This window comes from Enterobacter sp. V89_11 (genome assembly GCF_029967775.1).
GTDB lineage: Bacteria > Pseudomonadota > Gammaproteobacteria > Enterobacterales > Enterobacteriaceae > Enterobacter > Enterobacter ludwigii.
Genome location: NZ_JASCAN010000025.1, coordinates 123650 through 142788, shown reverse-complemented (window position 1 = coordinate 142788; position 19139 = coordinate 123650). Strand labels below are relative to the sequence as shown.

At 55.0% G+C, this 19139-nt stretch carries 16 protein-coding genes; 12 read left to right on the top strand and 4 right to left on the bottom strand.

The genetic code is table 11. From position 1 onward, the window contains the following. The first annotated feature begins 43 nt into the window (after nucleotides 1-43). From clpX to QLG09_RS19035, 6 genes are all read left to right on the top strand, one after another. Nucleotides 44-1318, top strand: a complete 1275-nt coding sequence (gene clpX / locus QLG09_RS19060) for an ATP-dependent protease ATP-binding subunit ClpX (RefSeq protein WP_020885209.1) — start codon at nucleotides 44-46, stop codon at nucleotides 1316-1318. A gap of 183 nt (nucleotides 1319-1501) precedes the next feature. Then, nucleotides 1502-3856: an endopeptidase La gene (gene lon / locus QLG09_RS19055; RefSeq protein WP_014168872.1), complete on the top strand. Its 2355-nt coding sequence runs from the start codon at nucleotides 1502-1504 to the stop codon at nucleotides 3854-3856. A gap of 210 nt (nucleotides 3857-4066) precedes the next feature. Continuing rightward, nucleotides 4067-4339 (top strand): nucleoid-associated protein HU-beta, encoded by a 273-nt coding sequence (gene hupB / locus QLG09_RS19050; protein WP_002444653.1) that lies wholly within the window; start codon nucleotides 4067-4069, stop codon nucleotides 4337-4339. Nucleotides 4340-4551: 212 nt separating this feature from the next. Next, nucleotides 4552-6423, top strand: coding sequence for a peptidylprolyl isomerase (gene ppiD / locus QLG09_RS19045; protein ID WP_049022572.1), 1872 nt, complete (start codon nucleotides 4552-4554; stop codon nucleotides 6421-6423). Between the two features lie 148 nt (nucleotides 6424-6571). Then, entirely contained in the window at nucleotides 6572-6952 is a 381-nt protein-coding gene (locus QLG09_RS19040) for a helix-hairpin-helix domain-containing protein (protein WP_032681557.1), read from the top strand. A 99-nt stretch (nucleotides 6953-7051) separates the two neighbouring features. Beyond that, a complete protein-coding gene (locus QLG09_RS19035) occupies nucleotides 7052-7450 on the top strand; it encodes a YbgC/FadM family acyl-CoA thioesterase (protein WP_014168875.1) in 399 nt (132 codons plus the stop codon). Nucleotides 7451-7510: 60 nt separating this feature from the next. Here the strand turns inward: QLG09_RS19035 and queC are convergent, their stop codons facing one another. Then, nucleotides 7511-8206 (bottom strand): 7-cyano-7-deazaguanine synthase QueC, encoded by a 696-nt coding sequence (gene queC, locus QLG09_RS19030; RefSeq protein WP_014168876.1) that lies wholly within the window; start codon nucleotides 8204-8206, stop codon nucleotides 7511-7513. Nucleotides 8207-8272: 66 nt separating this feature from the next. Continuing rightward, complete coding sequence (locus QLG09_RS19025; RefSeq protein ID WP_063435360.1) at nucleotides 8273-9973, bottom strand: SgrR family transcriptional regulator; 1701 nt, start codon at nucleotides 9971-9973, stop codon at nucleotides 8273-8275. A 101-nt stretch (nucleotides 9974-10074) separates the two neighbouring features. Here QLG09_RS19025 and cof point away from each other — a divergent pair, with 101 nt between their 5' ends. Beyond that, nucleotides 10075-10893 (top strand): HMP-PP phosphatase, encoded by an 819-nt coding sequence (gene cof, locus QLG09_RS19020; RefSeq protein ID WP_014168878.1) that lies wholly within the window; start codon nucleotides 10075-10077, stop codon nucleotides 10891-10893. A gap of 41 nt (nucleotides 10894-10934) precedes the next feature. Here the strand turns inward: cof and QLG09_RS19015 are convergent, their stop codons facing one another. Further along, nucleotides 10935-11981, bottom strand: a complete 1047-nt coding sequence (locus tag QLG09_RS19015; protein WP_049022865.1) for a PLP-dependent cysteine synthase family protein — start codon at nucleotides 11979-11981, stop codon at nucleotides 10935-10937. A 115-nt stretch (nucleotides 11982-12096) separates the two neighbouring features. Between QLG09_RS19015 and QLG09_RS19010 the strand changes: the two genes are divergently transcribed. From QLG09_RS19010 to amtB, 5 genes are all read left to right on the top strand, one after another. Next, entirely contained in the window at nucleotides 12097-12555 is a 459-nt protein-coding gene (locus QLG09_RS19010; protein WP_063156338.1) for an Lrp/AsnC family transcriptional regulator, read from the top strand. Nucleotides 12556-12605: 50 nt separating this feature from the next. After that, a complete protein-coding gene (locus QLG09_RS19005) occupies nucleotides 12606-14378 on the top strand; it encodes a SmdA family multidrug ABC transporter permease/ATP-binding protein (protein ID WP_032681552.1) in 1773 nt (590 codons plus the stop codon). Continuing rightward, the gene (locus tag QLG09_RS19000; RefSeq protein ID WP_020885202.1) at nucleotides 14371-16152 is read left to right on the top strand and encodes a SmdB family multidrug efflux ABC transporter permease/ATP-binding protein; all 1782 of its coding nucleotides are present in this window, start codon (nucleotides 14371-14373) and stop codon (nucleotides 16150-16152) included. Before QLG09_RS19005 ends, QLG09_RS19000 begins: the two co-directional genes overlap by 8 nt. Nucleotides 16153-16374: 222 nt before the next feature. Next, nucleotides 16375-16713, top strand: coding sequence for a P-II family nitrogen regulator (glnK, locus tag QLG09_RS18995; protein ID WP_008503304.1), 339 nt, complete (start codon nucleotides 16375-16377; stop codon nucleotides 16711-16713). Between the two features lie 35 nt (nucleotides 16714-16748). Next, a complete protein-coding gene (amtB, locus tag QLG09_RS18990) occupies nucleotides 16749-18035 on the top strand; it encodes an ammonium transporter AmtB (protein ID WP_020885201.1) in 1287 nt (428 codons plus the stop codon). A gap of 75 nt (nucleotides 18036-18110) precedes the next feature. Here amtB and tesB read toward each other — a convergent pair whose 3' ends face one another. Further along, complete coding sequence (tesB, locus tag QLG09_RS18985; protein ID WP_138013556.1) at nucleotides 18111-18971, bottom strand: acyl-CoA thioesterase II; 861 nt, start codon at nucleotides 18969-18971, stop codon at nucleotides 18111-18113. Nucleotides 18972-19139: the final 168 nt, after the last annotated feature.

The window sequence follows — 19139 nt, the reverse complement described above, 5'->3', positions numbered from 1 at the left end:
TCGTCATGTGCGGCACAAAGAACTTAAAAAGAGGTTTGGACTCATGACAGATAAACGCAAAGATGGTTCGGGCAAACTGCTGTACTGCTCTTTTTGCGGCAAAAGCCAGCATGAAGTGCGTAAACTGATTGCCGGGCCGTCCGTGTATATCTGCGACGAATGTGTTGACTTATGTAACGACATTATTCGCGAAGAGATTAAAGAAGTAGCACCTCACCGCGAGCGCAGCGCGCTGCCAACGCCGCATGAAATTCGTCATCATCTTGACGACTATGTCATCGGTCAGGAGCAGGCGAAAAAAGTGCTCGCCGTGGCGGTATACAACCACTACAAACGCCTGCGTAACGGTGATACCAGCAATGGCGTAGAACTGGGTAAAAGTAATATTCTGCTGATCGGTCCAACCGGTTCCGGTAAAACGCTGCTGGCTGAAACGCTGGCGCGTCTGCTGGATGTTCCGTTCACAATGGCCGATGCCACCACCCTGACCGAAGCCGGTTATGTGGGTGAGGACGTAGAAAACATCATCCAGAAACTGCTGCAGAAATGCGATTACGATGTACAGAAAGCGCAGCGCGGGATTGTTTATATCGATGAGATCGACAAGATCTCCCGTAAATCTGACAACCCGTCCATTACCCGTGACGTTTCGGGTGAGGGCGTGCAGCAGGCGCTGCTGAAGCTGATTGAAGGTACGGTTGCAGCCGTTCCACCGCAGGGTGGCCGTAAACATCCTCAGCAGGAGTTCCTGCAGGTTGATACGTCCAAGATCCTGTTCATCTGTGGTGGTGCGTTTGCCGGTCTGGATAAAGTGATCTCTCACCGTGTTGAAACCGGCTCCGGCATTGGTTTTGGCGCGACGGTGAAAGCCTCGTCCGAAAAGCCGAACGAAGGCGAGTTGCTGTCACAGGTTGAGCCAGAAGACTTGATCAAGTTTGGTCTGATTCCTGAGTTCATTGGCCGTCTGCCTGTTGTGGCAACGCTGAACGAACTGAGTGAAGACGCGCTGATCCAGATCCTGAAAGAGCCGAAAAATGCGCTGACCAAGCAGTATCAGGCGCTGTTCAATCTGGAAGGCGTTGAGCTGGAATTCCGTGACGAAGCGCTGGACGCGATTGCCAAGAAAGCGATGATCCGTAAAACCGGTGCGCGTGGCCTGCGTTCTATCGTGGAAGCGGCGCTGCTTGACACCATGTACGATCTGCCGTCGATGGAAGATGTTGAGAAAGTGGTGATTGATGAGTCGGTCATTAGCGGCCAGACCAAGCCATTGCTGATTTATGGCAAGCCGGAAGCGCAACAGGCATCTGGCGAATAATTCACCAAATCATACAAGCAGTTAATCAAAAAGGGGGGATTTTATCTCCCCTTTTATTTTTCCGTATACGCGGCGTTGAATGTGTGGGAAACATCCCCATATACTGGATACATGTTAATGGTTATGTGAAGCACAGTGACATGACCAGTTTACCTGGCGGACACTAAACTAAGAGAGAGCTCTATGAATCCTGAGCGTTCTGAACGCATTGAAATCCCCGTATTGCCGTTGCGCGATGTGGTGGTTTATCCGCACATGGTCATACCCTTATTTGTAGGGCGGGAAAAATCTATCCGTTGCCTCGAAGCCGCCATGGATCATGATAAAAAAATCATGCTGGTGGCGCAGAAAGAAGCATCAACGGATGAGCCGGGTGTAAACGATCTTTTCACCGTCGGGACCGTGGCCTCTATTTTGCAGATGCTGAAGCTGCCTGACGGCACCGTTAAGGTGCTGGTAGAAGGCTTGCAGCGTGCGCGTATTACCACCCTGTCTGACGATGGCGAGCATTTCTCTGCCAAGGCAGAGTACCTCGAATCACCTCAGCTGGATGAGCGCGAGCAGGAAGTGCTGGTGCGCACCGCGATTAGCCAGTTTGAAGGCTATATCAAGCTGAACAAGAAAATCCCACCAGAAGTGCTGACGTCGCTGAACAGCATCGACGATCCTGCGCGTCTGGCGGACACCATCGCTGCACACATGCCGCTGAAGCTGGCTGACAAACAGTCCGTGCTGGAGATGTCCGACGTTAACGAACGTCTGGAATATCTGATGGCGATGATGGAGTCTGAAATCGATCTGCTGCAGGTTGAGAAGCGTATTCGTAACCGCGTTAAAAAGCAGATGGAGAAATCTCAGCGTGAGTACTATCTGAATGAGCAAATGAAAGCCATTCAGAAAGAGCTCGGCGAGATGGATGATGCGCCGGACGAAAACGAAGCACTGAAGCGTAAGATCGACGCGGCGAAAATGCCGAAAGAGGCCAAAGAGAAAGCCGAAGCAGAACTGCAGAAGCTGAAAATGATGTCTCCAATGTCGGCTGAAGCGACCGTCGTGCGTGGCTATATCGAATGGATGGTTCAGGTTCCCTGGAATGCCCGCAGCAAGGTCAAAAAAGACCTGCGTCAGGCGCAGGAGATCCTGGATACCGACCACTACGGCCTTGAGCGCGTGAAAGACCGCATTCTTGAGTACCTCGCAGTCCAGAGCCGTGTGAACAAAATCAAAGGCCCGATTCTGTGCCTGGTGGGACCACCGGGGGTAGGGAAAACCTCTCTGGGTCAGTCCATCGCCAAAGCGACCGGACGTAAGTATATCCGTATGGCGCTGGGTGGCGTACGCGATGAAGCGGAGATCCGCGGTCACCGTCGTACCTACATCGGTTCTATGCCGGGTAAACTGATCCAGAAGATGGCGAAAGTGGGCGTTAAAAACCCGCTGTTCCTGCTCGATGAGATCGACAAAATGTCTTCGGACATGCGTGGCGATCCGGCGTCTGCTTTGCTGGAAGTTCTTGATCCAGAACAGAACGTGGCGTTCAGCGATCACTACCTCGAAGTGGATTACGACCTGAGCGATGTCATGTTTGTCGCGACCTCGAACTCCATGAACATTCCGGCGCCGCTGCTTGACCGTATGGAAGTGATTCGTCTCTCCGGTTATACCGAAGACGAAAAACTGAACATTGCGAAACGGCACCTGCTGCCGAAGCAGATTGAGCGTAACGCGCTGAAAGCCAACGAGCTGACCGTTGAGGACAGCGCGATTATTGGCATCATCCGCTACTACACCCGTGAAGCGGGCGTGCGTAGCCTTGAGCGCGAAATCTCGAAACTGTGCCGTAAGGCGGTTAAACAGCTGCTGCTGGATAAGAGCCTGAAACACATCGTGATCAATGGCGACAACCTGCATGCCTATCTGGGCGTTCAGCGCTTTGACTATGGTCGCGCGGACAATGAAAACCGCGTGGGCCAGGTCACCGGTCTGGCATGGACGGAAGTGGGTGGCGATCTGCTGACCATTGAAACCGCCTGTGTCCCGGGTAAAGGCAAGCTGACCTACACCGGCTCTCTGGGTGAAGTGATGCAGGAGTCGATTCAGGCCGCGCTGACAGTGGTACGCGCGCGTGCGGAGAAATTGGGCATCAACCCTGATTTCTACGAGAAACGCGATATCCACGTGCACGTGCCTGAAGGGGCAACGCCGAAAGATGGCCCAAGCGCAGGTATTGCCATGTGTACCGCACTGGTATCCTGCCTTACCGGCAACCCGGTGCGTGCCGATGTGGCAATGACCGGTGAGATCACGTTGCGTGGCCAGGTGCTGCCAATCGGTGGGTTAAAAGAAAAACTGCTGGCGGCACACCGTGGTGGGATCAAAACCGTATTGATCCCTTACGAAAATAAACGCGATCTGGAAGAGATTCCGGACAACGTGATTGCCGATCTGCAGATTCATCCTGTGAAGCGAATTGAGGAAGTTCTGACTCTCGCCCTGCAGAATGAACCTTCCGGAATGCAGGTTGTAACCGCAAAATAGTGACCTCGCGCAAAGAGCGTCAATAAAAGTAAGGCTGGTAAGTCATTTCGCACTTGCCAGCCTTTTTTTGTATAGCTAATTTAGATTGCTGATTAGGCCAGCCATCAACAACGGGTGTTGTAAGGTCATGGCAGGCCTGATATAACTGCTGCGCGGTCGCGTTGTGAAGGATTCAGGCGCGATATAAATTATAAAGAGAGGAAGAGAACAGTGAATAAATCTCAACTGATTGACAAAATTGCTGCTGGTGCTGATATTTCTAAAGCTGCAGCTGGACGTGCGTTAGATGCATTAATTGCTTCTGTTACTGAATCTCTGCAGGCTGGGGACGACGTTGCACTGGTAGGCTTCGGTACTTTTGCTGTTAAAGAGCGTGCTGCCCGTACTGGCCGCAACCCTCAGACCGGTAAAGAGATCACCATTGCTGCCGCTAAAGTGCCGGGTTTCCGTGCAGGTAAAGCGCTGAAAGACGCAGTAAACTGATTGCTTTCCCATCTCAGGGAAGCCGAATAGTACAAGGGCGCATCATTTGATGTGCCTTTTTTGTTTGTCCAGGCCTGATTTGTGCGAGTTTATGCGAGTTGTGGGCTGACAATCGCACCGTTTTCTTGTCACAATACGCCTTTACGCGCGACGGGCAGGATTTTCCGTTAGCGTCAGGTAACCAGTCACCTACAGCGGAGTGTTGTTACACCATGATGGACAGCTTACGCACGGCTGCTAACAGTCTCGTGCTCAAGATTATTTTCGGTATCATTATCGTGTCGTTCATATTGACCGGCGTGAGCAGTTACCTTATCGGCGGTGGCGCGAACTATGCCGCAAAAGTGAATGGCCAGGAGATCAGCCGTGGTCAGTTCGAGAATGCTTTTGCCGGCGAACGTAACCGTATGCAGCAACAGCTGGGCGACCAATTCTCTGAACTCGCGGCAAACGAAGGGTATATGAAATCCCTGCGCCAACAGACCCTGAACCGTCTGATCGACGAAGCGCTGCTCGATCAATACGCGAAAAAACTGGGCCTGGGCATCAGCGATGAGCAGGTTAAAAAAGCCATCTTATCGACTCAGGCTTTCCAGTCTAACGGCAAATTCGACAATGCGCGTTACAACGGCATCATTAATCAGATGGGCATGACTGCCGATCAATACGCTCAGGCTCTGCGTAATCAACTGACAACCCAACAGCTCATCAATGCCGTCGTTGGCACTGATTTCATGCTCAAAGGTGAGACGGAAGAGCTGGCAGCCCTGGTTGCACAGCAGCGCGTGGTACGTGAAGCGACCATCGATGTGAATGCTCTGGCGGCGAAGCAGCAGGTTAGCGACGCGGACATTAACGCCTATTACGAGCAGAACAAGAATAACTTCGTTGCTCCAGAACAGTTCCGTGTGAGCTATATCAAGCTGGATGCTGCCGCGCTGCAGGAAACAGCCTCTGACGCCGAAATTCAGTCTTATTACGATCAGCATCAGGATCAGTTCACTCAGCCGCAGCGTAACCGCTACAGCGTGATCCAGACCAAAACTGAGGCAGACGCCAAAGCCGTGCTGAATGAGCTGAATAAGGGCGCTGATTTCGCCTCCCTCGCGAAAGCAAAATCCACCGATATTATCTCTGCTAAAAACGGCGGTGATATGGGCTGGCTGGAAGAGAGCACCACGCCTGACGAACTGAAAAATGCCGGTCTGAAAGATAAAGGCCAGCTTTCGGGTGTCATTAAATCTTCCGTTGGTTTCCTGGTGGCGCGTCTGGATGACATCGAGGCCGCGAAAACCAAGCCGCTGGCTGACGTTCGCGATGATATCGCAGCGAAAGTGAAGCAGGAAAAAGCGCTGGATGCTTACTACGCGCTGCAACAGAAAGTCAGTGATGCTGCCAGCAACGACAACGAATCTCTGGCGGGTGCTGAGCAGGCTGCAGGGGTGAAAGCGGTTGAGACCGGCTGGTTCGGTCGTAACAACCTGCCGGAAGAGCTGAATTTCAAACCGGTTGCTGATGCCATCTTCAACGGTGGTCTGGTTGGCGAGAACGGCACGCCGGGCAGCAACTCTGACATCATTACCGTCGACGGCGATCGTGCGTTTGTTCTTCGCGTCAGCGAGCACAAACCAGAAGCGATTAAACCGCTGGCAGAAGTGAAAGATCAGGTGGTTGCTCAGGTTAAGCACAACAAAGCGGAACAGCAGGCAAAACTGGATGCTGAGAAGATTCTGGTTGACCTGAAAGCGGGTAAACAGGATGCGCTGAAAGCGGCAGGTCTGAGCTTCGGTGAGCCAAAAACGCTGAGCCGTACCGGTCAGGATCCTGTCAGTCAGGCAGCGTTCGGTCTGAGCCTGCCTGCGAAGGACAAACCAAGCTTCGGTACCACTACCGATATGCAGGGTAACGTCGTTCTGCTCGCACTGGACGACGTGAAAGCAGGCACGATGCCTGAAGAGCAGAAGAAAGCGATGGTGCAGGGTATTACCCAGAACAATGCTCAGATTGCTTTCGAAGCGATGATGAGCAACCTGCGCACAGAAGCCAAAATCAAGCTCGGTGACGTGATGACTCAGCAGCAATAATTACGTATTTGCTCGCATATTTTCGTAACGCTCTGCAATAACTAAAGGCCGCTTTCGCGGCCTTTTCCATTTCTGCAATCTGCCGTTTGTGCCGGGTTATAACGCTGGATATTGTGGCCTGGCTGTCAACAAACAAGGAGATAACAGCATGAAATGTGGAATCAAGGCTCTGTTCATTACTCTGGCGATTGCCACCACCGGGATGAGCGCAGGCGCGCTGGCGACGACACCTGCGGCGAAAACACCGGCGGTGCAAACCAGGCCTGACGCAGCGGCACCCGCAGCTGGCCAGACGAAAGCCACGGATGCCGGAAAAAGCGCGGATGATGACGGTACGCGAGTCAGTATCAATTCGGCATCGGCAGAGGATCTCGCCCGGGTAATGAATGGCGTAGGGCTAAAAAAAGCGCAGGCGATAGTCAGCTATCGCGAAGAGTACGGTCCTTTCAAAACGGTTGACGATCTTAAGCAAGTACCCGGTATGGGCGGAGCGCTGGTTGAGCGCAACCTCTCACACCTGACGTTGTAATCACATAATTATTTGCACGGCGGCAAAATTTTGCCAGGATAAAGAGGTCATACCAGTCATGACCTCTTATCCTATAACAACAGTAAAGGCTATTGCGCTATGCAGACAAAAATCAAAGTACGCGGGTACCACATCGATGTTTACCAGCACGTCAACAACGCCCGTTATCTTGAGTTTCTTGAAGAAGCGCGCTGGGACGGTCTGGAAAGCAGCGAAAGCTTTCAGTGGATGACCGCGCACAACATCGCGTTCGTGGTCGTCAACATCAATATCAACTACCGTCGTCCGGCCGTGCTGGGAGATGTGCTGACCATCACCAGCCAGCTTCAACAGTTAAACGGCAAGAGCGGCGTGTTAACCCAGGCGGTGACGCTGGATCCTGAAGGCCAGGCCGTTGCCGACGCGCTGATCACCTTTGTCTGTATCGATCTGAAAACCCAGAAAGCGTTGCCGCTGGAAGGGGAGTTGCGGGAAAAACTGCAGTTGATGATCGTCTAGACGCGTTGTGTTCATGACCCGTGCTGTCGATATTCTGTTCGCCAGCACGGTCAAAGAGGCTTATTTGAGCCCGGTTTTTTTCTTCATCGCCGACATCACGCCCGCTTTATCGGCCAGATAGTGATTCAGTCCGTTTGCGCGCAGATTACAGGCCGCACACTGGCCACAGCCATCACCTTTAATGCCGTTGTAGCAGGTAAGGGTTTCGCTGCGAACCATGTCCAGTTTGCCCCAGTAGTCTGCCAGTGCCCAGGTTTCCGCTTTATCAAGCCACATCAGTGGCGTTTCAAAGCGCGTCTCTTTTGCCATCCCCAGATTCACGGCGTGGTTGAGAGCCTTCACGAACTCGTCACGGCAGTCAGGGTACCCGGAGAAGTCGGTTTCACACACGCCCGTGATCACCGCTTCGGCTTTCACCTGGTAGGCGTAGATCGCCGTCAGCGTCAGGAAGAGAATATTGCGGCCTGGCACAAAGGTGTTCGGAATGCCGCTGGCATCAGGTTCATAGTCAGGAACGGGAATACTGTCGCGGGTGAGGCTACTGACGGCCAGTTCATTTAACAGCGTAACGTCCAGCACCTTATGCGCGCGCGCGCCCAGTTTCAGCGCCAGTTCACGGGCGACGTCGATTTCAGCGCGATGTCGCTGACCATAATCGAAAGTGACACAGTGAACCTCATCGTACTGATGAAGCGCCTGAACCAGGCAGGTAGTGGAATCTTGTCCTCCGCTGAACACGACGACGGCACGTTTCATAAATCATCTCGACAGTTACGGTAAAAACATCATGTTACCGTCTGACTACGGCGACGACCAGCTTCTTCACGATTTGGGGGCCGGGAGCCAGGCTTCGGTGAAATCGAACCAGCCGCGGGTGTTAAGCCGTATGCCATTGACTCCCGGGGGCGCGCTGATTTGGTACTGGTAGTTAAACAACGGCGTCAGCACCGCGCTCTCCATGAGTTGGGTAAAAATAGCTTTCAGCCCGCGATGCCGGGCATGCTCGTCAGCCTGAGTCTGAACGGCATCCAGTGTCGCCTGCAGATGGGCATGTTGCGGCGCGCTCAGCAGGTGCGGCCATAGCGCATCGCAGCGAAGCCACTGCTCAAGGGTGTATTCCGGTGCTTCGCCAATCAGCCTGTCTCCCATCATGAGGTCCGCGTCGGCAAGATGCTGACATCCGTCCCACGTTTTGGCATCGTGAAAGATGACCGTTAACGCGCAGCCCTGGCGGGAAAGATACGCTTTTAGCTGACTCGCCATGGTATGTAACTCGACGGGCAGATGGTAAATCAGGGTCAGCGTCTCAGGCAAAGGGACATCCGTGAGATCCGGCCACTCAGGAATACGCCAGCCCGGCAGCAACTCCTGCGTTGGGGTGATAAGCCCCTCATCCAGAGGAAGAGTATGCAGAAGCGTTGAGAGATGAATGATGTTGATAAGGCGTCTTGCCTGCATTTCGCTAAGACGCGGGCTGCGCTTCAGCGTGAGGTAGCAAAACCCCAGGCTGATGCTGTTACTCACCAGCCGCAAACGGGTCAGTTCGTCAGGCTCCCCGATGGCGATTTGTACCGGATGCCGGCAGCTGGTTCCAAGACCCTGATCAAATAGCTGAGGGGTGATCCAGAACTCGATGGCCTTCAGTAGCGGGTGGTTAAGGTGATACTGCTCATGGCTTTCCAGACGAACCAGGTCCGGCTTATACGCGGTGAGCCTGAAAGGTCCGCTGCCTGTCATCGGTTGTGCCGGGTGCGCCACACGGCTGCAATAGGTTGCCAGCCGATGCGCCAGCCAGTAGTCGGGCTTGTGTAAAATAAACGTCAGACACTGCGGATGGGTAACTTCAATGCGCAGCACGCTCTGAAAAAGCCTGTGCATGGCCGGGAGCGTCAACATCGCATTCAGACTCTCCTGTAGCTGGACCGTTTCGACTTTATCACCGTTATGCCAGTGAAGCGTGGAGCGAATATAAAAATGCCAGCGCAGCCCGTCCTCCGACACGTCCCAGTGATGGGCAAGATCGCCCGTCGGTTCGCTGCTGTTACCGTGAAAACGCGTCAGCCCGGAAAAGACCTGTCCTGCCAGATGCTGTTCCGCCCGACCGGGTAAAAAGCCGGGATGCAGTGGATCCAGCGAGCGGTAATAGGGAATGCGCAGCGTCGGCGTATCGTTTTGCCACTGGCCGCCTAAAAACGGATGAAGCAGTGACCGCAGCTCCTCCGGTGCCAGCTGGGCCAGCTCAAGCGCGTTATGCTGCTGCCCACGCTTCAGCGCCTCTTCCATCATCGCATTGCGAAGTGACTCCGGGGTGACGTGGAAAGTCAGCTCCCCACGCTTACCGCGGCCAGACTGCGCTCGCCAGCTAAGCCAGCCCGCCTCCTGCGCCTGACGCAGTAACGTACGGACATGCCGTTCGCTGCAAAAACAGCGGGCGGCCAGCTCGCTGATGGTGGCCTGCTGCGTCGCGCCAGCGGAAGGCTGCCACAAACGGTGGTACTGGTTGAGTCGGTTAAGCTGGCGCATGAGAAACCCTGAACAATAATTATCATCTATTCACTATTACTTCCGTATATCTCACGCAATACTGATGCACAAGTTAACCGCATCACATTTCAGGAGTAATCATGGCTCGTCTCGCTGCGTTTGATATGGACGGTACGTTGTTAATGCCGGATCACCGTCTGGGTGAGAAAACCCTGAGTACCCTGAAGCGCCTGCACGAACGTGATGTCACCCTGACGTTTGCCACCGGCCGTCATGTGCTGGAGATGCGCCATTTGCTGGGGGCGTTTTCCCTGGATGCTTTTCTTATTACCGGCAATGGGACGCGCATTCACTCTGTCGAAGGCGATGTTCTCCACCGTCAGGATCTCAACCCGGAAGTGGCAGATATCGTATTGCACAGCACCTGGGACACCCGGGCCAGCGTTCATGTCTTTAACGATAACGGCTGGTTTACCGGGCATGACATTCCGGCATTGCTGCACGCCCATGTCTACAGTGGTTTCCGCTATCAGCTTATCGATCTGCGCCGTATTCCGGCTCACGCAGTGACGAAGATCTGTTTCTGCGGCGATCATGACGATCTTTGTCGCTTACGCATTCAGCTGAATGACGCGTTAGGCGACCGGGCGCACCTGACCTTTTCAGCGGTGGACTGTCTCGAGGTTTTGCCGGTTGGGTGTAATAAAGGATCGGCGCTGGCGGTACTGAGCGATCACCTGGGCTTAACGATGCAGGAATGTATGGCGTTTGGCGACGCCATGAACGACCGCGAAATGCTGGGCAGCGTTGGTCGCGGTCTGATCATGGGAAATGCGATGCCGCAGTTGAAGGCAGAGCTTCCCCATCTACCGGTTATCGGACACTGCGGTAACGAAGCAGTGTCTCATTTTTTGACGCATTGGCTGGACAACAACAACCTCCCATATTCCCCCGAATAGTGAGACCCTTCCAGCAAGCCAGACCCCGGTCTGGCTTTTTTTTATTTCACCAGCTGCGTAATCTGCGCTTTCCATGGCTCAATATCGCCGATGTTTGCCTGAACCCACTGCGCATTGTAATAGGTCTCAAGATAGCGCTCGCCGCTGTCGCAGAGCAGGGTGACGATAGAGCCGGTGCGCCCCTCTTCACGCATGCGAGCCGCAAGCTGCAGGGCTCCCCACATGTTGGTGCCGGTAGATGCACCGACTTTACGGCCAATCTGTGTCTCCAGCCAGTGCGCCGTTGCCACGCTGGCGGCATCCGGCACGCGGAGCATCTCATCCACCACGTCCGGAATGAATGAAGGCTCCACGCGCGGGCGGCCAATACCTTCAATCTTACTGCCCACCGGGCTGCGCAGATCCGCATTGCGGCTTTGCCAGTAGTCCAGGAACACCGAGTTCTGCGGATCCACCACCATCAGCTGCGTATCATAGCCCTGACAGCGGATGTAACGCCCCAGGGTGGCTGAGGTGCCGCCAGTACCGGCGCTCATCACGATGTACGACGGAACAGGGTGAGGTTCGTGGGTCATCTGGCGGAAAATACTGTCGGCGATGTTGTTATTGCCGCGCCAGTCTGTGGCTCGCTCCGCAAAGGTGAACTGGTCCATATAGTGGCCATTCAGCTCACGGGCCAGCATTTCAGACGCGGCGTAAATTTCGCAGGCGCTTTCCACAAAGTGGCAGCGTCCACCGTAAAATTCGATCTGCTCAATTTTTCGTTTCGCGGTGCAGGAGGGCATCACGGCGATAAACGGCAGGCCCAGCAGGCGGGCAAAGTAGGCTTCGGATACGGCGGTTGAACCGGAGGAGGATTCAATAATCGTGGTTCCCTTCTTAATCCAGCCGTTACACAAACCGTATAAAAAGAGCGAACGCGCCAGGCGATGCTTCAGGCTACCGGTGGGATGGGTGCTTTCATCTTTCAGGTACAGCTGGATGCCAGCAAAACCCGGCAGAGCCAGGCGAATGAGATGGGTGTCCGCCGAGCGCTGATAGTCGGCATTGATTTCGCTGATGGCATGTTTAACCCAGGCGCTATTCATCGTATTTATCCGTTTGTCATTTTGTGCCCAGCATAGCGAAAAGCACAGAAAAAATTGTTGCTATATGGCCTTTAAAATAGAATGAAGGGAGAAAATTTTTCTCTGTGAGGTGGGTATGCTAGATAAAATAGACCGTAAGCTGCTTTCTTTACTGCAAAATGACTGTACCCTCTCTTTGCAGGCACTGGCAGATGCCGTTAATCTGACCACCACGCCGTGCTGGAAGCGCCTCAAGAAGCTTGAAGATGACGGCATCCTTCTGGGGCGAGTCGCGCTTTTAGATCCCGAAAAACTGGGGCTTGGGTTGACGGCATTTGTCCTGATAAAAACCCAACATCACAGCAGCGAGTGGTACAGCCGCTTCGTAACACAGGTCTCCGAGATGCCGGAGGTGCTCGGTTTCTGGCGCATGGCGGGAGAGTATGACTATCTGATGCGCGTCCAGGTGGCAGACATGAAGCGTTATGATGATTTTTACAAGCGGCTGGTGAACAGCGTACCGGGCTTGTCGGACGTCACCTCGAGCTTCGCCATGGAACAGATTAAATACACCACAGCACTACCCATTGATTAATTGAATAACTTCCCGGCGTAGCCGGATCCATACCTTCAGGAACAAACCGCGTGCGATTATTTGCCCAATTAAGCTGGTACTTTCGTCGGGAGTGGCAACGCTACCTCGGCGCTGTGGCCCTGCTTATTATCATTGCCATCCTGCAGTTAATTCCACCAAAAGTGGTGGGATACGTTGTGGATGGCGTTACAGAACAGCATTACACCACCGCACGGGTGTTGATGTGGGTCGGCACGCTGGTGCTGACGGCCATCATTGTCTATCTGCTGCGCTACGTCTGGCGGGTACTGCTGTTTGGCGCGTCCTATCAGCTGGCCGTCGAACTGCGTGAAGATTTTTATCGTCAGCTGAGCCGCCAGCATCCCGAGTTCTACCTGCGTCATCGCACCGGGGATCTTATCGCTCGCGCCACCAATGACGTTGACCGCGTCGTGTTTGCCGCCGGGGAAGGGGTGTTAACGCTGGTGGACTCTCTGGTGATGGGCTGTGCGGTTCTGATTGTGATGTCCACCCAGATAAGCTGGCAGCTCACGCTGCTGGCGTTGCTGCCTATGCCGCTGATGGCGCTGGCGATCAACCGCTATGGCGAACAGCTTCATGAGCGCTTCAAGCTGGCGCAGGCGGCGTTTTCCTCGCTGAATGACCGTACGCAGGAGAGCATGACCAGCATCCGCATGATCAAAGCGTTTGGCCTGGAAGATCGACAATCCGCGCTGTTTGCAGCCGATGCCGCCGACACGGGGGCGAAGAACATGCGCGTTGCGCGTATCGATGCGCGGTTTGACCCGACAATCTATGTCGCGATTGGCATGGCAAACCTGCTGGCCATTGGTGGCGGGAGCTGGATGGTGGTGCAGGGCTCGCTAACCCTCGGGCAATTGACCAGCTTTGCCATGTACCTGGGGCTGATGATATGGCCGATGCTGGCACTGGCCTGGATGTTTAACATCGTAGAGCGCGGCAGCGCCGCCTACAGCCGTATTCGCGCGATGCTTGCCGAAGCGCCAGTGGTGAATGACGGTAGCGAATCGGTACCGGAAGGGCGCGGCGTGATGAATGTCGACGTCCGTAAGTTTGTGTATCCGCAAACGGAACATACGGTACTGGAGAACGTCAGCTTTACGCTCAAACCGGGTCAGATGCTCGGTATCTGCGGTCCGACAGGCGCCGGGAAAAGTACCGTACTCTCCCTGATTCAACGTCACTTTGACGTCACGCAGGGCGATATTCGCTTCCATGATATTCCGTTGACGAACCTGCTGCTCGATGACTGGCGCGGTCGTCTGGCGGTGGTCAGCCAGACGCCGTTTCTCTTTTCTGACACCGTGGCGAATAACATTGCCCTCGGACGCCCAGCGGCGACTCAGGAAGAGATTGAGCACGTCGCGCGCCTGGCCAGCGTCCATGACGATATTCTGCGTCTGCCACAGGGCTATGAAACGGAAGTGGGTGAGCGTGGCGTTATGCTTTCCGGCGGGCAAAAACAGCGTCTCTCGATTGCCCGCGCGCTGCTGCTGAATGCCGAAATCCTGATCCTTGATGATGCGCTCTCCGCCGTCGATGGCCGCACCGAGCACCAGATCCTGCATAACCTGCGACAGTGGGGGGATGGAAGGACGGTGATCATCAGTGCACACCGGTTGTCGGCGCTGACGGAAGCCAATGAAATTCTGGTATTACAGCACGGGCACATTGCCCAGCGCGGACAGCATGAACAGCTTGCGGAGCAACCGGGCTGGTATCGCGATATGTATCGTTATCAGCAGCTTGAAGCGGCGCTGGACGACGCCCCGGAACAGGATGAGGAGAACGCTAATGCGTAAGACCGTGACGCAGTGGCCGACGCTAAAACGCCTGCTGGCCTATGGTTCTCCGTGGCGAAAACCGCTTTCGCTTGCCGTACTGTTGCTGTGGATTGCCGCGATTGCAGAAGTGAGCGGTCCGCTGCTTATCAGCTACTTTATCGACAATATGGTGGCGAAAAGCTATTTGCCGCTGGGGCTCGTCGCGGGGTTAGGTGTGGCCTACGTTGGGCTACAGCTGACTGCGGCGTCACTGCATTACGCCCAGTCTCTGCTCTTTAACCGGGCGGCCGTGGGCGTGGTGCAGAAGTTACGTACGGATGTGATGGATGCGGCACTGCGCCAGCCGTTGAGCGAGTTTGATACCCAGCCGGTTGGGCAGGTGATATCCCGGGTGACCAACGATACCGAGGTGATCCGCGATCTGTATGTCACCGTCGTGGCAACCGTGCTGCGCAGCGCGGCGCTGATTGGCGCCATGCTGGTGGCGATGTTCAGCCTCAACTGGCGTATGGCTCTGGTGGCGATCACCATCTTCCCGGCCGTATTGATTGTAATGGTCATCTATCAACGCTACAGCACGCCGATTGTGCGTCGGGTGCGCGCCTATCTGGCCGATATCAACGATGGCTTCAACGAAGTGATCAACGGCATGAGCGTCATTCAGCAGTTCCGCCAGCAGGCTCGCTTTGGTGAACGCATGGGGGAAGCCAGCCGGTCGCACTATATGGCGCGTATGCAGACGCTGCGACTGGACGGTTTCCTGCTACGTCCACTGCTGAGCCTCTTCTCGGCGCTGGTTCTCTGTGGCCTGCTGATGCTTTTCGGGATGAGCGCGAACGGAACAATTGAAGTTGGGGTTCTGTACGCTTTTATCAGCTATCTGGGACGCCTTAATGAACCGTTGATAGAACTCACCACCCAGCAATCTATGTTGCAACAGGCCGTGGTGGCGGGGGAGCGCGTGTTCGAACTGATGGACCGGCCACGTCAGACCTACGGCGATGATGAGCGTCCTTTGCAAAGCGGAGAGATTACGTTTGATAAGGTCTCGTTTGCTTACCGTGAAGACCGTCTGGTGTTGCAGGACATCTCTCTTGATGTGCCGTCGCGCGGCTTTGTGGCGCTGGTGGGGCACACCGGTAGCGGCAAAAGTACCCTCGCCAGCCTGTTGATGGGCTATTACCCGGTCAGTCAGGGTGAAATCCGCATTGATGGTCGTCCGCTCGCATCACTGAGCCACAATGTGTTGCGCAAAGGCGTTGCAATGGTGCAGCAAGACCCGGTAGTCATGGCCGATACCTTTTACGCCAACGTCACTCTCGGTCGGGACTATACCCAGCAACAGGTGTGGGATGTGCTGGAAACCGTGCAGCTGGCAGAGCTGGCGCGCGGCTTTAGCGATGGGATCAATACCCGGCTTGGTGAGCAGGGGAATAACCTCTCGGTGGGACAAAAGCAGCTTCTGGCCCTGGCGCGGGTGCTGATTGAAACGCCGCAGGTGCTGATACTCGACGAAGCGACCGCCAGCATCGACTCTGGTACTGAGCAGGCTATCCAGCTGGCGCTGGCCGCGGTGCGTGACCACACGACGCTGGTGGTTATCGCACACCGTCTTTCAACGATTGTCGACGCAGACACCATCCTGGTGCTGCATCGCGGTCAGGCCGTCGAACGCGGTACGCACCGGGAGCTGCTCGAAGCAAAAGGGCGCTACTGGCAGATGTATCAGCTGCAGCTGGCCGGTGAAGAGCTGGCCGCCAGTGTGCGCGAGGACGAGTCCCTCAGCGCCTGATGCACCAAAACAAGGCAGCGCGCTAACAGTCATTACTGTTGGTGCAAAACTGAAACGCACCGTGCACTGTCATGGTGCGTTTTTTTTCACCGGTTCGTTAAACATGCTCGTGTAATGCTCATTGCAGCGCGTTTCCCTCAGGTTTTCATTTCTGGCACACCCCTTGCAATGTCTTCTGCGTATTAGCGGCGGCCATTACCGAATTCTGACTGGAGGGGATCTATGAAGCTGGTTACGGTTGTAATCAAACCATTCAAACTCGAAGACGTGCGTGAAGCATTGTCTTCCATGGGTATTCAGGGACTGACTGTCACCGAAGTGAAAGGCTTTGGTCGTCAGAAGGGTCATGCCGAGCTTTACCGCGGGGCAGAATACAGCGTTAACTTCCTGCCAAAAGTAAAAATTGATGTCGCGATTGCTGATGACCAGCTTGATGAAGTTATTGATGTCATTAGCAAAGCGGCCTACACCGGCAAAATTGGCGACGGCAAAATTTTCGTTGCCGAATTGCAGCGCGTCATTCGCATCCGTACCGGCGAATCTGACGAAGCGGCACTGTAAGTAACTCCTGGCACACAGTGATAGGGATCGAGAAAATGAAGATAGCAACAATCAAAACGGGTCTGGGTTCGCTGGCACTGCTGCCGGGCCTGGCACTGGCTGCCCCTGCGGTGGCAGACAAAGCCGATAACGCCTTTATGATGATCAGCACCGCGCTGGTGCTGTTCATGTCCATTCCGGGCATTGCGCTGTTCTACGGCGGCCTGATCCGTGGCAAAAACGTTCTCTCCATGCTGACGCAGGTTGCCGTCACGTTCGCGCTGGTTTGCGTGTTGTGGGTGGTCTACGGTTACTCTCTGGCCTTCGGCACGGGCAATGCGTTCTTCGGAAACTTTGACTGGGTCATGCTGAAAAACATCGAACTGACCGCGCTGATGGGCAGTTTCTATCAATATATTCACGTTGCCTTCCAGGGCTCGTTCGCCTGTATCACCGTTGGGCTGATCGTCGGTGCGCTGGCTGAGCGTATTCGCTTCTCCGCCGTACTGATCTTCGTGGTGGTCTGGCTGACGCTCTCCTATGTGCCGATTGCGCACATGGTCTGGGGTGGCGGTCTGCTGGCGAGTCATGGCGCGCTGGACTTCGCAGGCGGTACTGTTGTACACATCAACGCCGCGGTGGCGGGCCTGGTAGGGGCATACCTGATTGGCAAACGCGTTGGCTTCGGTAAAGAAGCGTTCAAACCGCACAACCTGCCGATGGTATTTACCGGTACAGCGATCCTTTACTTTGGCTGGTTCGGCTTCAACGCCGGTTCAGCAAGCGCAGCAAACGAAATCGCCGCGCTGGCCTTCGTGAACACGGTTGTGGCAACGGCGGGTGCGATCCTCTCATGGGTATTTGGTGAGTGGGCGGTACGCGGTAAGCCTTCGCTGCTGGGTGCCTGTTCAGGTGCAATTGCCGGTCTGGTTGGTATCACGCCAGCTTGTGGCTACGTCGGTGTTGGCGGCGCGCTGCTTGTCGGGCTGGTGGCCGGTCTGGCGGGTCTGTGGGGTGTGACGGCTCTGAAACGTGTTCTGCGCGTCGATGACCCGTGCGATGTCTTCGGTGTACACGGCGTCTGCGGCATCGTCGGTTGTATCATGACCGGTATCTTCGCGGCGAAATCGCTGGGTGGCGTGGGTTACGCAGAAGGCGTCACCATGGTTCACCAGGTGCTGGTGCAGCTGGAAAGTATTGCCATCACCGTCGTGTGGTCTGCCGTTGTGGCCTTCATCGGCTATAAGCTGGCGGATATGACCGTCGGTCTGCGTGTTCCGGAAGAGCAGGAACGCGAAGGTCTGGACGTCAACAGCCACGGCGAGAATGCGTACAACGCCTGATAAGCAAAACGGCAACCCAGGGTTGCCGTTTTCGTTTTGTTCCCTCTCCCGTCGGGAGAGGGCCGCAGTACAACATCACCCGCGGTTACGCATTACCCCTTCCTGCACCGTCGACGCGACCAGCACGCCATCCTGAGTGTAAAACTCACCGCGCACAAAGCCGCGCGCGCTTGACGCCGAGGTACTCTCCACGCTGTAGAGCAGCCACTCGTTCATGTCGAACGGACGATGGAACCACATGGAGTGATCGATGGTGGCCACCTGCATCCCTTTTTCAAGGAAGCCCACGCCGTGCGGCTGCAGCGCCACCGGCAGGAAGTTGAAATCTGAAGCATAACCCAGCAGATACTGATGAACGCGGAAATCCGCGGGTACGGTACCGTTAGCGCGGATCCAGACCTGGCGCTTTGGATCGGCCGTGTGGCCTTTCATCGGGTTATGGAATTCGACAGGGCGGATCTCAAGCGGTTTATCGCAGAGAAACTTCTCCTTTACCTGCGGTGGAAGCAGATGCGCCAGCGCACGAGCGATATCGGTCTCGGATTTGAGATCGTCTGGCGACGGCGCGGGTGGCATCGTTTTCTGATGCTCATAACCCGGTTCCGGCGCCTGGAACGAGGCGGTCATGTAAAAGATAGGCTTGCCATTCTGAACCGCCGCGACACGACGCGCGCTAAAGCTGTTGCCATCCCGCAATACCTCAACGTCATACACGATGGGTTTCGCGCTATCACCAGGGCGTAAGAAGTAGCTGTGAAATGAGTGCACCAGACGGTCTGCAGGGACGGTCTCCTTTGCTGCGTAGAGCGCTTGTCCTACGACTTGCCCGCCGAAGACCTGGCGTAAGCCGAGATCTTCGCTCTGTCCGCGAAAGAGTCCTTCCTCAATTTTTTCCAGATTCAGTAATGTCAGCAGATTGTTCAGTGCCTGACTCATAGTTGTCCTCAATAAACGCCGTAGCGAAAGATAGGCAGAGTATAACGCAGAAATGAAAGTGGTCCGATGGGTAGAATAATCTGAATATCTGGACGATTTTAGGCATAAATCAGTGATCTGTGCCAAACTTACCTGTGTTATGTGATTGAAACGACATCGGATGGGATC

Bases quoted from the DNA above. Each gene is read 5' to 3' on its own strand.
- clpX (WP_020885209.1), top strand. From the start codon at position 44: ATGACAGATAAACGCAAAGATGGTTCGGGCAAACTGCTGTACTGCTCT.
- lon (WP_014168872.1), top strand. From the start codon at position 1,502: ATGAATCCTGAGCGTTCTGAACGCATTGAAATCCCCGTATTGCCGTTG.
- ppiD (WP_049022572.1), top strand. From the start codon at position 4,552: ATGATGGACAGCTTACGCACGGCTGCTAACAGTCTCGTGCTCAAGATT.
- QLG09_RS19040 (WP_032681557.1), top strand. From the start codon at position 6,572: ATGAAATGTGGAATCAAGGCTCTGTTCATTACTCTGGCGATTGCCACC.
- QLG09_RS19035 (WP_014168875.1), top strand. From the start codon at position 7,052: ATGCAGACAAAAATCAAAGTACGCGGGTACCACATCGATGTTTACCAG.
- queC (WP_014168876.1), bottom strand. From the start codon at position 8,206: ATGAAACGTGCCGTCGTCGTGTTCAGCGGAGGACAAGATTCCACTACC.
- QLG09_RS19025 (WP_063435360.1), bottom strand. From the start codon at position 9,973: ATGCGCCAGCTTAACCGACTCAACCAGTACCACCGTTTGTGGCAGCCT.
- cof (WP_014168878.1), top strand. From the start codon at position 10,075: ATGGCTCGTCTCGCTGCGTTTGATATGGACGGTACGTTGTTAATGCCG.
- QLG09_RS19015 (WP_049022865.1), bottom strand. From the start codon at position 11,981: ATGAATAGCGCCTGGGTTAAACATGCCATCAGCGAAATCAATGCCGAC.
- QLG09_RS19010 (WP_063156338.1), top strand. From the start codon at position 12,097: ATGCTAGATAAAATAGACCGTAAGCTGCTTTCTTTACTGCAAAATGAC.
- QLG09_RS19000 (WP_020885202.1), top strand. From the start codon at position 14,371: ATGCGTAAGACCGTGACGCAGTGGCCGACGCTAAAACGCCTGCTGGCC.
- glnK (WP_008503304.1), top strand. From the start codon at position 16,375: ATGAAGCTGGTTACGGTTGTAATCAAACCATTCAAACTCGAAGACGTG.
- amtB (WP_020885201.1), top strand. From the start codon at position 16,749: ATGAAGATAGCAACAATCAAAACGGGTCTGGGTTCGCTGGCACTGCTG.
- tesB (WP_138013556.1), bottom strand. From the start codon at position 18,971: ATGAGTCAGGCACTGAACAATCTGCTGACATTACTGAATCTGGAAAAA.